14 protein-coding genes are annotated in these 14237 nt (G+C 71.1%); 4 read left to right on the top strand and 10 right to left on the bottom strand.

All coding sequences use genetic code 11. The features are described 5' to 3' along the window. Nucleotides 1-24 precede the first annotated feature (24 nt). The 3 genes from H1D24_RS29875 to H1D24_RS29865 all read right to left on the bottom strand — a co-directional run bounded on the left by H1D24_RS29875 (nt 25) and on the right by H1D24_RS29865 (nt 1208). Entirely contained in the window at nt 25-396 is a 372-nt protein-coding gene (locus H1D24_RS29875) for a PIN domain-containing protein (RefSeq protein WP_181660835.1), read from the bottom strand. Beyond that, a complete protein-coding gene (locus H1D24_RS29870) occupies nt 393-656 on the bottom strand; it encodes a hypothetical protein (RefSeq protein WP_181660834.1) in 264 nt (87 codons plus the stop codon). The genes H1D24_RS29875 and H1D24_RS29870 overlap by 4 nt, the downstream gene beginning before the upstream one ends. A gap of 90 nt (nt 657-746) precedes the next feature. Beyond that, the gene (locus tag H1D24_RS29865) at nt 747-1208 is read right to left on the bottom strand and encodes an ATP-binding protein (protein ID WP_181660833.1); all 462 of its coding nucleotides are present in this window, start codon (nt 1206-1208) and stop codon (nt 747-749) included. 118 nt (nt 1209-1326) lie between these two features. Here H1D24_RS29865 and H1D24_RS29860 point away from each other — a divergent pair, with 118 nt between their 5' ends. Both H1D24_RS29860 and H1D24_RS29855 read left to right on the top strand, forming a co-directional pair. Next, nucleotides 1327-2175, top strand: a complete 849-nt coding sequence (locus H1D24_RS29860; protein ID WP_181660832.1) for a helix-turn-helix domain-containing protein — start codon at nt 1327-1329, stop codon at nt 2173-2175. Beyond that, a complete protein-coding gene (locus H1D24_RS29855) occupies nt 2172-2372 on the top strand; it encodes a DUF397 domain-containing protein (RefSeq protein ID WP_181660831.1) in 201 nt (66 codons plus the stop codon). The genes H1D24_RS29860 and H1D24_RS29855 overlap by 4 nt, the downstream gene beginning before the upstream one ends. A gap of 84 nt (nt 2373-2456) precedes the next feature. Here H1D24_RS29855 and H1D24_RS29850 read toward each other — a convergent pair whose 3' ends face one another. From H1D24_RS29850 to hutU, 5 genes are all read right to left on the bottom strand, one after another. After that, nucleotides 2457-2654 carry a hypothetical protein gene (locus H1D24_RS29850; protein ID WP_181660830.1) on the bottom strand — a complete coding sequence of 66 codons (198 nt, stop codon included), beginning with the start codon at nt 2652-2654 and terminating at the stop codon, nt 2457-2459. A gap of 89 nt (nt 2655-2743) precedes the next feature. Next, nucleotides 2744-3937: an imidazolonepropionase gene (hutI, locus tag H1D24_RS29845; protein ID WP_181660829.1), complete on the bottom strand. Its 1194-nt coding sequence runs from the start codon at nt 3935-3937 to the stop codon at nt 2744-2746. 24 nt (nt 3938-3961) lie between these two features. After that, nucleotides 3962-5341 carry a formimidoylglutamate deiminase gene (locus H1D24_RS29840; protein ID WP_181660828.1) on the bottom strand — a complete coding sequence of 460 codons (1380 nt, stop codon included), beginning with the start codon at nt 5339-5341 and terminating at the stop codon, nt 3962-3964. Beyond that, nucleotides 5338-6546, bottom strand: a complete 1209-nt coding sequence (locus tag H1D24_RS29835; RefSeq protein WP_258564408.1) for an allantoate amidohydrolase — start codon at nt 6544-6546, stop codon at nt 5338-5340. Before H1D24_RS29835 ends, H1D24_RS29840 begins: the two co-directional genes overlap by 4 nt. 203 nt (nt 6547-6749) lie before the next feature. After that, complete coding sequence (hutU, locus tag H1D24_RS29830; protein WP_181660826.1) at nt 6750-8414, bottom strand: urocanate hydratase; 1665 nt, start codon at nt 8412-8414, stop codon at nt 6750-6752. A gap of 136 nt (nt 8415-8550) precedes the next feature. On the opposite strand from hutU, the gene H1D24_RS29825 reads away from it, so the two are divergent. Together H1D24_RS29825 and H1D24_RS29820 are read left to right on the top strand one after the other, a co-directional pair. Further along, nucleotides 8551-9942: a type III PLP-dependent enzyme domain-containing protein gene (locus tag H1D24_RS29825; RefSeq protein WP_181660825.1), complete on the top strand. Its 1392-nt coding sequence runs from the start codon at nt 8551-8553 to the stop codon at nt 9940-9942. Nucleotides 9943-10166: 224 nt separating this feature from the next. Beyond that, complete coding sequence (locus H1D24_RS29820) at nt 10167-11528, top strand: APC family permease (protein WP_181660824.1); 1362 nt, start codon at nt 10167-10169, stop codon at nt 11526-11528. Nucleotides 11529-11586: 58 nt separating this feature from the next. Here the strand turns inward: H1D24_RS29820 and H1D24_RS29815 are convergent, their stop codons facing one another. Then, entirely contained in the window at nt 11587-12429 is an 843-nt protein-coding gene (locus tag H1D24_RS29815; protein WP_181660823.1) for a MurR/RpiR family transcriptional regulator, read from the bottom strand. A gap of 125 nt (nt 12430-12554) precedes the next feature. Beyond that, complete coding sequence (locus H1D24_RS29810) at nt 12555-14102, bottom strand: aromatic amino acid ammonia-lyase (RefSeq protein WP_181660822.1); 1548 nt, start codon at nt 14100-14102, stop codon at nt 12555-12557. Nucleotides 14103-14237 lie beyond the last annotated feature (135 nt).

Below are 14237 nucleotides of genomic sequence, written 5' to 3'. Positions count from 1 at the left end.
GAACCGGCTGTCGGCGCTCCTGACTCAAGGTTTGCCGATGTCGACCGCCCATACGCCCGTGCCGTTGTAGGCGTCGGGGGTGGCGGTCAGCACTTGACCCTCGACGGTCCTCGAAACAGCGGCGTAGACGGCATGCCCATAGGCCCAGTCCATCCCCTTGGAGACCGTGTGCTCGACCGCAGCCGTACCGGAGAAGTCCAGCGGCAGGAATTCCAAGGCGGGCAGCGCCCCGACATGCGCCGCAGCGCCAGGAAGCTCCAGACTCGCAGCGACCAGGCAGAGCGCCGGAATGTGCGCTCGCTGGTCAGGGTCGTCGACCTCGACGACGGCCAGTCCTGACAGCAACCGATGACCTCGGCACAGGGCGAGGACCGCGGTGTGGTCCAGGATGATCACCGGCGTTCCCCCACTCGGCCGGCCACGATCGCATCCCGCCACTCCTGCGCCTCTCGCACATCGCCTTCGGTGAAGTCCGGGCGCAGGTTCGCGCGGATGTACGCGATCGCCCGCGCCGTGCGCTCGGCTCGCTCTGCCTCGGTGGGAGTCGCGGCGACCACGCGCTCGACATACGCGCGCGTGCTGAGCCCCCGCTCCTCGGCGAGGGTGCGCAGGCGGTCCCTTATCGATTCACTGATCTTGATGGTCGTGTCAGCCATGCAGGAAGAATACAATTGAATACCCTGCTGCAGGTTCCTTCGGCGCACCGGCCACCCGGACCGGCAGACGGCCCACCATCGCCGACGCACCTACACCGCCACCTCGGCCCACACGGTCTTGCCGGGGGCGCCGGTGCGCGGCTCGACGCCCCATCGCACGGTCGACTGGGCAACGAGCCACAGTCCACGTCCGCCGTCCGCGAGCGGATCGGGGGCGAGGTGTTCACCGACGGGGAGCCGGTCACGGTCGCCTCTGGCGTCCGTGACTTCGATCCGTACGGCACCGGATGGCGCCGTCAGGCGGAGCCGGAAGTCCCGTCCCGGCACCCGCCCGTGCTGCACGGCATTCGCCGTGAGCTCGGCGACGATCAGCGTCGCGGTGTCGTTCACGCCCGTCCCGTAGGGCCACCCCCAGGCGTCCAACCGTTGGGCGGCGAGCCGACGGGCGAGGCGGGCACCGCGGGGTGTGGAGGTGAAGCACATAGTGAACTCCTGGTAGATGGCGGCCCGTTGGGCATCGGTGTCCTCGGACGAGGGAATCTCGGTCGTCATGGACTCGAGGCTGGCGTCCGACTCGTACGGTGACCAGCGACGACACCCTCACATGGCGTGACTGTCCGGGTGCGGGGTGTGCGCTGTCGGGGCAGCAAGGGGAAATGAGGGGACGCCCATGACGTACGTACAGGAACGGGCCGCAGCGCCCGCACGCCGCGAGGACCCAGCCGACGAGTTCCTGCGCTCGTTCGGCCGGCAGATCAAACTCTTCCGCGAACGGGCCGGACTCACCCAGACCGAGGCGGGCAAGCGCCTGGGCTACGGCGAGCAGACGATCGCGGCGATCGAGCAGGGGCGGCGCATCCCACGCCCCGAGCTGATCGAGAAGGCGGACGAACTTTTCGACGCGGGCGGGGTCTTGCTGGCGATGAAGAAGGAGGTGGCCAGGACTCGGTATCCGGCGTTCTTCCGGGATGCGGCGCGGATCGAGGAGGAGGCGGTCGAGTTCCACGCGTACGCCGTGATGGCTGTTCCTGGTCTGCTACAGACGGAGGAGTACGCCGGGACGATGTTCACGGTGTGGCGGCCCCGTCGGACTGAGGCCGAGATCGACCAGATGGTTGCGGCACGGCTGGCACGGCACAAGATCTACGAGCGCAAGCCTGCGCCGACTCTGAGCTTCGTCATCGAGGAGGCCGTGCTTCAACGCCCGTTCGGTGGCGCGTCGGTATTGCGTGGGCAGCTCGAACACCTGCTGCTCACTGGAGACAACCCGAACGTCGAGATCCAGGTGATGCCGACGTCCGTGACCGATCATGCCTGTGCGGACGGACCGTTCACGCTGATGACGCCACGAGGCGGGGAACAGGTGGCGTACCTAGGAGCACAGGGCACCGGGCGCGTCATCACCGATCGGGAAACAGTCCGTGGAATTTCCGTTCGATATGGGATCCTGCGGGCTCAGGCGCTGTCTCCGGCAGAATCCCTGCGCCACATCGAGAAGTTGCTGCAAGGAGAGCTATGAGAACCGAGCAGTCCACGGCCCGCCCGCTCCGCTGGTTCAAGAGCAGCTACAGCGGTGGCGATGGGGGCGAATGCATCGAGGTCGCCGCCTGCCCCTCCGCCATCCACATCCGCGACTCCAAGGACACCACCCGCGCCAGCTTCACCGTCTCCCCCGCTGCCTGGTCGTCGTTCCTGGCCCTGACCCGACAGGGCTGACCGGGAGTCCCTGCCCCACCGCCGGGTCGGGCCTTCCCCGACCCGGCGGACCGCGTTCCGGGGATGCTCGCCACCCCGTACGGCTCAGGCGACGTCGCGCCGACGCTCGGCATAGGTGAAGGCGATGAACTCCTCCAGCTCCTCGTCGGACTCGAAGGTGTCCGCCTTCAGATCAGCGAGGGACCGGATCGGCTGAGTGTTCTTGGCAGCCAGCAGTTCCTCGATCGACAGCCGCGGCCGGATCGGCGGGTGAATCGGATGCTGGCTTTCCGTGGCGCCCATGGTGAGGCCTCCCCGCTGATACCTGTCACTGTGTGCTACGGCTCATGATAGGGCCGCGTCCCTGTGGCGTCCTCGATCTCGGGGCGCTGTCAGGCCTCGCGTACCCCCCGCCGCCACACCCCCGAAACCAGCGGCACCCCCGGCCGGTACGCCAGATGGACATGGCTCGGGGCGTCCAGCAGGGCCAGGTCCGCGTATGCGCCCGGCGCCACCCGCCCCACGTCGCCCCGGCGCAGGGCCGCCGCCCCGCCCGCCGTCGCCGACCACACCGCCTCGTCCGGGGTCATCCCCATGTCCCGTACCGCCAGCGCGATGCAGAAGGGCACGGAGCTCGTGAAGGACGAGCCCGGGTTGCAGTCCGTCGAGAGGGCGACCGTGGCGCCTGCGTCGAGGAGGCGGCGGGCGTTCGGCCACTCGGCTCGGGTGGAGAACTCCGCGCCGGGGAGGAGGGTTGCCACCGTCTGCGAGTTCGCGAGGGCGTCGACGTCCTCGTCCGTCAGGTGCGTGCAGTGGTCGGCGCTCGCCGCGTCCAGTTCGACCGCCAGCTGGACGCCCGGGCCGTACGAGAGCTGGTTCGCGTGGATGCGTGGGTGCAGGCCCCTCGCCTTGCCCGCCGTGAGAATCGTGCGGGCCTGGTCGCCGTCGAACGCGCCCTTCTCGCAGAAGACGTCGATCCAGCGGGCGTGCGGTGCGCAGGCCTCCAGCATGTCGCCCGTCACCAGTGCGACGTACGCGGCCGGGTCGTCCGCGTAGTCCGGCGGGACGATGTGTGCGCCCAGGTATGTCACCTCGTCCGTGTGGGCGGACGCGATGCGCAGGGCTCGGGCCTCGTCCTCGACCGTCAGGCCGTAGCCCGACTTCGTCTCGAACGTCGTCGTGCCCTGGCGGAGGGCCTCGCGGAGGTAGCGGGTGAGGTTCGCCTCCAGGTCTGCGTCCGTCGCGGCGCGCGTCGCGGCCACCGTGGTGCGGATGCCGCCTGCCGAGTAAGGGCGGCCCGACATACGGGCGTTGAACTCCTCCGTACGGTCGCCCGCGAAGACCAGGTGCGAGTGCGAGTCCACGAAGCCGGGGATCACGGCCCGGCCGTCCGCGTCGTACGCCGTGTCGGCGGCGGGGGCCCCGGCCGCCGGGCCGACCCAGGCGATGCGCTCGCCCTCGATCACCACGGCCGCGTTCTTCAGGAGGCCCAGCGGGCCGTCGCCCGCACTCGGGTCGTTGGTGACCAGGCTGCCGATGTTGGTGATGAGCGCGGTGGTTCCAGCGGTTGTTCCGGCGGTGGTCATGGTTCTGTGAGTCCTCTCGGCGAGCTAGCCGCGCAACGCTTCGATCGATTCCGCCAGCGCCGACGGTACGTCCGGGATCAGGGTGTGCACCCCGTCCCGTACGACATGGCGGCCCCCTACGACCGTGTGGCGGATGTCCGCCGACGTGGCCGCGAAGACCGCCGTCTCGGCGCCGAGGCGGGGCAGGGTGCCCGCCGTGCGGACCGAGTCCAGGGCGATCGTGGTGAAGTCGGCCAGGGCACCCGGTTCCAGTACGCCGGCGTCGTCGCCCCAGCCCAGCGCCGCGTAGCCGTCCGCCGTGGCCGCCCGCAGCAGCGCTGCCGCCGTCCAGTGGCCGCGGGTGCGGGTGCGGAGCCGCTCGTTCAGTTCCATCGCGCGTGCCTCCTCCAGGAGGTCGATCACCGCGTGGCTGTCGGAGCCGAGGGAGAGCGGGGAGCCTGCCTTCTGGAGGGCTGCCGCGGGGCCGATGCCGTCTGCCAGGTCCCGTTCCGTGGTCGGGCACATGCAGGTGCCCGTGGATGCCGAACCCAGCAGCCGGATGTCCTCGGGGGTGAGGTGTGTGTTGTGTACGCCCGTCGTGCGCGGGCCCAGCACACCGTGGTCCGCGAGGAGTCGCGTCGGTGTGCAGCCGTGCGCCGCGTGGCACGCGTCGTTCTCGGCGGTCTGCTCGGAGAGGTGGACGTGGAGGGGCGCGCGGCGGGCGCCGGCCCATTCGGCGACCGTCGCGAGCTGGTCGGCCGGTACCGCCCGTACCGAGTGGATCGCCGCGCCGATCCGCGCGTGGTCCTGCTCCTTCAGCTGGGATGCCAGCAGGGATGCACGCTCCGCCCACGCCTGCGCCGTGCCGTCCGAGAAGCGAAGCTGGTGCTTGTTCGGGGGCTGGCCGAAACCGGACGAGACGTACGCCGTGTCGAGGAGCGTGATGCGGATCCCGGCCTCCGACGCCGCCGCGATCAGCGCCTCTCCCATCGCGTTCGGGTCGGCGTACGGGGTCCCGCCGGGCGCGTGGTGCAGATAGTGGAACTCGCCGACGACCGTGACGCCCGCGAGAGCCATCTCCGCGTACACCGCCCGCGCGAGCGCGTGGTACGTCTCGGGGGTCAGCCGGTCCGCGACCGAGTACATGATCTCGCGCCACGTCCAGAACGTGCCTGAGCCGACCTGCACGGTGCCGCGCAGTGCCCGGTGGAAGGCGTGGCTGTGGGCGTTGGCGAGGCCCGGGATGGTCAGGCCACGGAGGATTTCGGCGCCGGGGGGTGGGGTGTCGGCTCCCTTGTGGACGGCGGTGATCCGGCCGTCCGCGACGTCCAGTGCGACCCCGGGCTCGACGTTCGTGTCGAGCCACGCCTGTTCCAGCCAGTACGTCTGGGTCTGCTGCTGGGTCTGCTGGGTTTGCGCGTTCACTTGCACGCCAGACCTTCCAGTACGTCGGCCAGTGCGGTCACACCTGCCAGGCAGTCGTCCTCCGACGCGTACTCGGCCGGCGAGTGCGAGACGCCGGTGGGGTTGCGTACGAACAGCATGGCCGTGGGAATCGAGCCGGAGAGGATTCCGGCGTCGTGTCCCGCGCCGGTGCCGAGGACGGGGACCCTGATGTCCGTGTCCCTGCCCTCGCCCAGGATGCGGGCCATTTCGTCCCGCAGTGCGTGCTCGAACTCGACGACGGGCGTGAACGACTCGCGTACGACGTCCAGTTCGATGCCGTGCCGGTCGCCGTACTCGCGGGCCGCCTTCTCGATTCCCTCGACGACCGTGTCCAGGGTCGCCTGGTCGGCCGCGCGGGAGTCGAGCCAGCCGCGGACGAGGGACGGGATCGCGTTGACGCCGTTCGGCTCGACCGAGATCTTGCCGAACGTGGCGACCGCGCCCGCGAGTTCCGCCTCACGGCGGGCCGCCAGGACCGTCTCCGCGTACGACAGCATCGGGTCGCGGCGGTCGACCAGGCGCGTCGTGCCCGCGTGGTTGGCCTCGCCGCGGAAGTCGAAGCGCCAGCGGCCGTGGGGCCAGATGGCGCTGGCGATGCCGATGCGGTCGCCCGACAGGTCCAGGGCTCGGCCCTGTTCCACGTGGAGTTCGACGAACGCGCCGATGCGGGCGAGGCGGTCCGGGTCCGGGCCGATCGCCTCCGGGTCGTGGCCGGCCCTCTCCATCGCCTGGGGGAGGGTGATGCCGTCCGCGTCTCGAAGCCTGTGCGCCTGCTCGGGCGTCAGCTGTCCTGCGGTGAGGCGGGAGCCTACGCAGGCCAGGCCGAAGCGGGCGCCCTCCTCGTCGCCGAAGTTGACGATGGCGAGGGGCCTGGTGAACTCCGCTCCCCTCCTGCGGAGTTCGTCCAGGGCGGCGAAGGCGGAGACCACGCCGAGGGGGCCGTCGAAGGGGCCGCCGTCGGGGACGGAGTCCAGGTGGGAGCCGGTGACTACGGCGTTCCCCTGGGCGGGGTCGCCGAGCCAGGCCCACTGGTTGCCGTTGCGGTCCAGTTCGTAGGTCAGGCCCCTTGAGCGGGCCTGGGCCTCGAACCAGGCGCGGCACTCGGCGTCTGCGCCGGTCCACGCGTACCTGCGGTACCCGCCGCTTTCCGGGTTGCGGCCGATGGGCTTCAGGTCCTGCCACATCTGGTGGAACGACGGTGGACTTTCCCCAACCCCGCCCCTTCCCGAAACCGGGGGCTTCGCCCCCGGACCCCGGGGTGGTGACTGCCGTCCGCCGTCTGCGGGTGCGTCTGTGCCCACCCTCCCCCACTCTCGGCTTCGCTCGAGCGGGGGGACCCCCATCGCCTCAGCGGAACGACTGCCCACAGACGCGGCGTCGTCCTGCATCACTCGGCGTCACCCTCACGCATCGGCACCCGTACGCTCCGCTCCCGCGCCACCTCGTCCGCGCGGTCGTACCCCGCGTCCACGTGGCGGATGACCCCCATCCCGGGGTCGTTCGTCAGGACGCGGCGGATCTTCTTGCCTGCCAGCGGCGTACCGTCCGCCACCGTCACCTGGCCTGCGTGGATCGAGCGACCCATGCCGACGCCGCCGCCGTGGTGGATCGAGACCCACGACGCGCCCGATGCCACGTTCACCATCGCGTTCAGCAGCGGCCAGTCCGCGATCGCGTCCGACCCGTCGAGCATCGCCTCCGTCTCGCGGTACGGCGATGCGACCGAGCCGCAGTCGAGGTGGTCGCGGCCGATCGCGAGCGGGGCCGCGAGTTCGCCGCTCGCCACCATGTCGTTGAAGCGCTCGCCCGCGCGGTCGCGCTCGCCGTAGCCGAGCCAGCAGATGCGGGCCGGGAGGCCCTGGAAGTGGACGCGCTCACCCGCCAACTTGATCCAGCGGGCCAGGGACTCGTTCTCCGGGAACAGGTCCAGGATCGCCTTGTCCGTCTTGGCGATGTCCGAGGCCTCGCCCGACAGCGCCGCCCAGCGGAACGGGCCCTTGCCCTCGCAGAACAGTGGCCGGATGTACGCCGGTACGAAGCCGGGGAACGCGAACGCCCGGTCGTAGCCCGCGAGCTGGGCCTCGCCGCGGATCGAGTTGCCGTAGTCGAAGACCTCCGCGCCCGCGTCCATGAAGCCGACCATCGCCTCGACGTGGCGCGCCATCGACTCCCGCGCGCGCTGCGTGAAGTCCGCCGGCTTCTCCGCCGCGTACGACGCCATGTCCTCGAAGGCCACGCCCAGCGGGAGGTACGACAGGGGATCGTGGGCCGACGTCTGGTCGGTCACGATGTCGATGGGGGCGTTCATGGCGAGGAGCTGCGGGACGAGCTCGGCTGCGTTGCCGAGGACGCCGATGGAGAGCGGGCGGCGGGCGTCGCGGGCCTCGACCGCCAGCTGGAGCGCGTGGTCGAGCGAGTCGGCCTTGACGTCCAGGTAGCGGTGCTCGATGCGGCGCTCGATGGCGCGCGGGTCGCAGTCGATGCAGATCGCGACACCGTCGTTCATGGTCACGGCGAGCGGCTGGGCGCCGCCCATGCCGCCGAGACCCGCGGTCAGCGTGATGGTTCCGGCGAGCGTGCCGCCGAACTTCTTCGCGGCCACCGCGGCGAACGTCTCGTAGGTGCCCTGCAGGATGCCCTGCGTACCGATGTAGATCCACGAGCCGGCGGTCATCTGGCCGTACATCGTCAGGCCGAGGGCCTCCAGCCTGCGGAACTCCTCCCAGTTGGCCCAGTCGCCGACCAGGTTGGAGTTGGCGATGAGCACCCGCGGCGCCCATTCGTGCGTCTGCATCACGCCGACCGGGCGGCCCGACTGCACGAGCATCGTCTCGTCCTGCTTCAGGGTCCGCAGGGTGCGGACCATGGCGTCGAAGGAGCGCCAGTCGCGGGCCGCCTTGCCCGTGCCGCCGTAGACCACGAGCTTGTCGGGGTGCTCGGCGACCTCGGGGTCGAGGTTGTTCTGCAGCATCCGCAGCGCGGCCTCCTGCTGCCACCCCAGGGCGCTCAGCTCGGTGCCACGCGGCGCTCGTACGGGCCTGGGCTCTGACATGGTCTGCCTCCTTGCGGCGGGCCGGCGGATGTTGCCGCGGATATTCACATCCTGGGTCCCTGAATAGAACTAGTCAATACGTTCCCTTCACTGAGTGCGGCAGCGCGGGCGCGCGACCGGTGGTTCTCTGGAACGCATGGGCGAGGGCACGGAACACGAGAACGAAGAGAACGAACGACACAAGCAGGACGAACCACATGACGCGGGCGCGCGACGCGACGACGCCGTGCGCGCAGCCGTCGAGCAGGGCATCGTCGGCCCCGGAAACCCCATCATCGGCCTCCTCGACGTCGTCGGCATCCGCGCCACCGCCACCGCCCTGCGCGACGCGTTCGATCAGGTCACCCCGGCCGGTACGCCCGTACTGCACGCCTTCGCCGTGAAGGCGACCCCGCTCGTGCCCGTACTGCGGCTCCTTGCCGCATGCGGCATCGGCGCGGAGGTCGCGAGCCCCGGCGAGCTGGCCCTGGCCCGCGCGGCCGGGATACCGCCGGACCACACCGTGCTGGACTCCCCCGCCAAGACCCTCGACGAACTGCGCGAGGCCCTCGCCCTCGGCATCGCCGTCAACGCCGACAACCCCCAGGAGCTGTCCCGCATCGACGAGCTGGTCGCTTCCGGCCCCACCGCCTCGCCCCTCGGCCTGCGCGTGAACCCGGGCGTCGGCCGCGGTTCGATCGAGGCCCTGTCCACGGCCACCGCCACCTCCAAGTTCGGCGTGGCGCTGCTGGACGAGGGCGCCCGCGCGTGGGTGGTCCGCGCGTACCTGGACCGCCCGTGGCTGACCCGCCTCCATGCGCACTCCGGCTCGCAGGGCCTGCCGCTGGAGCTGATGGCGCGGGGTGTCCGGACGACGTACGAGCTCGCCGAGGAGATCAACGCCAAGGCCGGTCGGCGGCAGATCGACACCATCGACATCGGCGGCGGCCTGCCGGTCGACTTCACGACGGACGATCCGACCCCGGCCTACGGAACGTATGCGCGACTGCTCAGGCGGGAGGTCCCGGGGCTGTTCGACGGGCGCTACGGGCTGGTGACGGAGTTCGGGCGGTCGCTGCTCGCCAAGCACGGCACGGTGCTGGCGCGCGTGGAGTACGCGAAGTCGTCGGGCGGCCGGCCGATCGCGGTCACGCACGCGGGCGTGCAGGTGGCGACCCGTACCGTCTACGCGCCGGAGCTGTGGCCGCTGCGGATCGCCGCGTACGACGCGAAGGGCCGCCCCAAGAACGGGCCCGACGTCATACAGGACATCGCGGGCCCGGCCTGCTTCGCGGGCGACCTGCTCGCCACGAACCGCTCGCTCCCGCTGCTCGAACAGAGCGACTACGTGGCGGCGCTGGACACCGGCGCGTACTACTTCGCGCACCACTACGCGTACAACTCGCTCGCCCGGCCCGGGATCTACGGCTTCACCGCCGACGCGGGCCGCGAGGTGCGCTTCGCCGTGGTCCGCACCCCGCAGACGCTCGACGAGATCGTCGCCGAGTCGGGCGGGGCCCACGCGGGGGCGCTCACGGACGGCCTCTGACCGGCATGACCGGCATGACCGGCACGAGAGGCATCTGACCCATCTCGCACACCCGTGCAGGTGTGCTGCCGGCGCAGGGGCGCATTGCAGGTCCCGGACGGGGCAGACAGTTCTCCGACAGACCGACAGACCGACAGACCGACAGACCGACAGACCGACAGACCGACGGATCGACGGATCGACGGATCGACGGATCGACGGATCACCGATCGGGGGAAGTTCTCGTGTCCACCGCAGAAACCGCTGCCGCCACACCACCGGCCGAGGGGTCGCCGCTCAAGCGCGCCATCGGCCCCAAGCTGCTGATCCTCTTCGTGATCGGCGACATCCTCGGCACCGGCATCTACGCCACCACGGGCAAGGTCGCGGGCAAGGTGGGCGGGGCGCTGTGGCTGCCGTTCGCCATCGGGTTCGTCGTGGCGATCCTGACGGCGGCCTCGTACGTGGAACTCGTCGGCAAGTACCCGAAGGCCGCGGGCGCCGCCCTCTACACGCAGAAGGCGTTCCAGCTGCCCTTCTTCACGTTCATCGTCGCCTTCATGGTGATGTGCTCGGGCCTGTCGTCCGCGAGCGCGGCGGCCCGTGCCTTCAGCGGCGACTACATGGCCGAGCTGACGAACAACGCCCTGCCGCCCACGCTCATCGCGATCACCTTCATCGTTCTCCTCGCCGCGCTGAACCTGCGCGGCGTCTCGGAGTCGGTCAAGACGAACGTGGTCCTGACACTGGTGGAGCTCTCCGGCCTGATGATCATCCTCGGGATCGGTGCGTACGCCGTCCTGACGGGCGGCGGGGACCCCTCCCGGCTGGGCGAGTTCCAGGCGGAGGGCACCGGATACGCCCTGCTCACGAGCGTGCTGGGGGCCACCGCCCTGGGCTTCTTCGCGTTCGTCGGCTTCGAGGACTCCGTGAACATGGCCGAGGAGACGAAGGACCCGGCCCGCAACTTCCCCCGGGCGATCTTCCTCGGTGTCGCCGTGACGGGCACGATCTACGTCCTGGTGGCGCTGATCTCCTCGCTGCTGGTCGACTACCGGGTCCTGGAGGGATCGAGCGGCCCGCTGCTGGAGGTCGTGAAGGCGGGCGGCGTCGAGTTCCCGCCCAAACTCTTCGCCCTCATCGCGCTCTTCGCCGTCAGCAACTCGGCGCTGATCAACATCATGATGGCCTCGCGGCTCTGCTACGGCATGGCGAACGAGCGGATCCTGCCGCGCGGCATGGCCCGGATCCTGCCCCGGCGCCGCACGCCCGTGGTGGGCATCGTCTTCGTCTCGCTCCTGGCGATCGGCCTGGTGTCGACGGGTGAGATCGAGGGCCTGGGCGACACGACGGCGTTCCTGCTGCTGTGTGTGTTCGCGGTGGTCAATGTGGCCGTGCTGGTGCTGCGCCGAGACCGGGTGGAGCACAAGCACTTCCGTACACCGACGGCGCTGCCGGTACTGGGCGCCCTGACCGCCGTCGTCCTGGCCAGCCCTCTCGCGGACCGGGCCGCCGACGTCTACATCCGGGCCGGCGTCCTGCTCGCGATCGGCATCGCGTTGTGGGTGGTGAACAAGCTGGTGCTGCGGGCGCGGGGCGAGGACTGAGGCGCCTGACGGGACCGGTACGAGTAGGCTCATCGACAGCGCCCGCACCAGCCTGCGGCTATTCGACGAACAATCCCCGCGCCGCCGCCCCCGCATCGAACTCCTCAAGCCGGGCCTGGGCGTCCGGGATGTCGTCGCACATGGCCTCCAGCAGGACCCGGCCGAGCAGCATCGGGGCGCAGGCCGTGTCGAAGGCGAGGCCCGTACCCACGGCGGCGGGGAGCAGGACGTCCGAGACCTTGGCCACCGGGGCGAACGCGCTGTCGGCGACGGTGACCACCGTCAGCCCGGCCTCCTGTGCGTACGTCAGTGCGTCGACGACCTCCCGCGGATGGCGCGGCAGCGCGAAGCAGAGCAGTGCCGTCGCCCCGGCGCGGGCGGCCGCGTCGATGCGGTCGGCGAGCATCGTGCCGCCCTCGTTCAGCAGGCGTACGTCCGGATGCACCTTCGCGGCGAAGTACGCGAAGCCGTACGCCTGGGACGCGGCCGCGCGCAGGCCGAGGACCGGGAGCGGGCGGGACGCCGCGAGCAGGCGTCCGGCGCGGGCAACCGGCCGCGGATCGGCGAGCAGCTCCGCGAGATGCCGGAGGTTTTCGATCTCCGCCTCGACGGCCTGCTGGTACTCGTTGTACGAGGTCGCGCCCGCCGGGGCCTCCGCCGGCGCCACCTCGCGCAGGTGCCTGCGCAGTGCCGGATAGCCGTCGAAGCCGAGCGCGACCGCGAAGCGGGTCACCGACGGCTGGCTGACGCCGGCGAGCTCGGCCAGCTCCACGCTGGACAGGAACGGCACGTCGGCGGCCCGGCGCACCATGCTGTGCGCGATGCGGCGCTGGGTGGGTGTCAGCCGGTGGCCCTCGAACAGCGCCTGCAGCCGGGCGGCCGGGCTGTCGTTCCCGCTCATGTCCGTGTCTCCCCTCGTCACGTCGGCTCCCGTCACCGCGTCGCCCCCGTTCCTCACGTCGGACGCCGCCATCGCGTCGGACCTGTTCGTCGCGTCGGACCCCGCCATGCCGTCGCCCGACTTCCTCACATCGCGCCCCGCCATGGCGTCGCCCCCCTCGTTTCGGGCCCCTTCACCACGTCGGACACCAGGTCCGTGAACCGGTCGAGCAGTGCGGCCGCGGCGCTCACGTCGTCGGTGAGCGGCCGGTCCGCGAGGTCCGGGTCGAGCACCGACTCGGCGAGCTCCAGCGCCCGCCCCACCGGCAGCTCCGGCTCGGGCCGCAGGTCGCGCTGGCGCAGCGCGCGTACGGCGGCGACGAGTTCGCAGCCGACGACGAGCCGGAACGCCCCACAGGCCCGCAGCGTCTGCCGGGCCGCGAGGGACGCGAAGCTGGCCTGCTCCTCGACGCCCCGGGAGAGTACAGCGTGGCCGAGCGAGGCCGGCGCGGAGAAGGCCCGCAGATCGCCGAGCGCGGCCCCGGCGGCGTACTCCAGGATCATCACCCCGGACGAGGCGGGCTCGTGGTCGGCCAGGAAGGGCCGCAGCCGCGTGTACGCCGGTTCGTTGAGGGTCGACAGGCGCGAGGTGGACAGGCGGGCGACCGAGGCGAGGGCGAGCCTGAAGTGGTCCAGGGCCAGGGCGAGCTGGGCCATGTAGAAGCCGCCGTGGTGGTAGGCCGCCATGTCCTCGGGGGAGATCAGCGGGTTCTCGGCGGCCGCGTTGATCTCGACGGTCAGTATCTCCTCGAGGGTGTCCGCCGCGTCGTGCGCGGGCCCGTGGATCTGCGGCAGGCAGCGGAAGCCGTACGGGTCCTGGATGCGGCCGAGCGGCGGGACGGGGCGTTCGGCGGCGCCGATCAGCTCGCGCATGAGCCGGGCGACCTCGTACGAGCCTCGGTGGCGGCGGGCCGCGTGCACGGGCTCCGCATACGCCTCATGCGACCCGTCGACCGCCAGCAGCGACAGGGCGGCGACGACCTGGGTGGCGTCGATGAGGCCGCGCAGTTCGTGCAGGGCGAGCGCGGACTGGCCCAGCGTCAGGGCGTTGCTGCTGATCAGGGCGAGCGCGTCGTTGTTGTCGAGCGGCTGCGGCTCGGGACCCTGGCCCCGCCAGGGGTGTTCGCCGGCGAGCGCGAGGCCCACCTGTGCGAGTGCGGCGATGTCGCCGGTGCCGACCGAGCCGAACTCGTTGACGACGGGGTACGCGCCCGTCTCCAGGGCATCGCACAACGCGGTGACGACGCCGGGGCGCAGGCCCGCGCCGCCCGCGAGCAGCTGGTTGGCGCGCACCGCGAGCATCGCCCGGGCCTGCCGGGCGGGCAGCTCCTCGCCGATGGCACCGGCGTGGCTGCGCAGCAGGCGCAGTCCGTGTCCGGCGGCGGCCTCGGTGGGCACGTCCTCGCTGCGGTTGGCGCCGACGCCCGTGGAGCGGCCGTAGACGCGACCGGTCGCGGCGATCTCGCGCGCCGCGTCCCAGGACTCCTTGACGCGCTTCATCGCCTCGGCGCCCGGCAAAGGGCGGGCGGTGCCGTCGGCGAGCCGCACGACGTCGGCGATCGCCAGCTCCTGCCCGTCGAGGACCACGCTGCCGGACGGCTTACGAGCCGTCGTGTCCACATTACGAGACGACATCACGCGCAAATCCTCCCTCTCCGGACGTCAGCGAACGTCGGCGTCTTGCTCCTCGGCCATATGTAACCAGCGATTAACGCCGAAGCATTGACAACCTATTCATTACCGAGAACTCTGCATGACGATATGCAGACC

The organism is Streptomyces himalayensis subsp. himalayensis (genome assembly GCF_013778455.1).
Classification (GTDB): domain Bacteria; phylum Actinomycetota; class Actinomycetes; order Streptomycetales; family Streptomycetaceae; genus Streptomyces; species Streptomyces himalayensis.
This window is presented reverse-complemented; position numbering and strand designations above follow the sequence as displayed.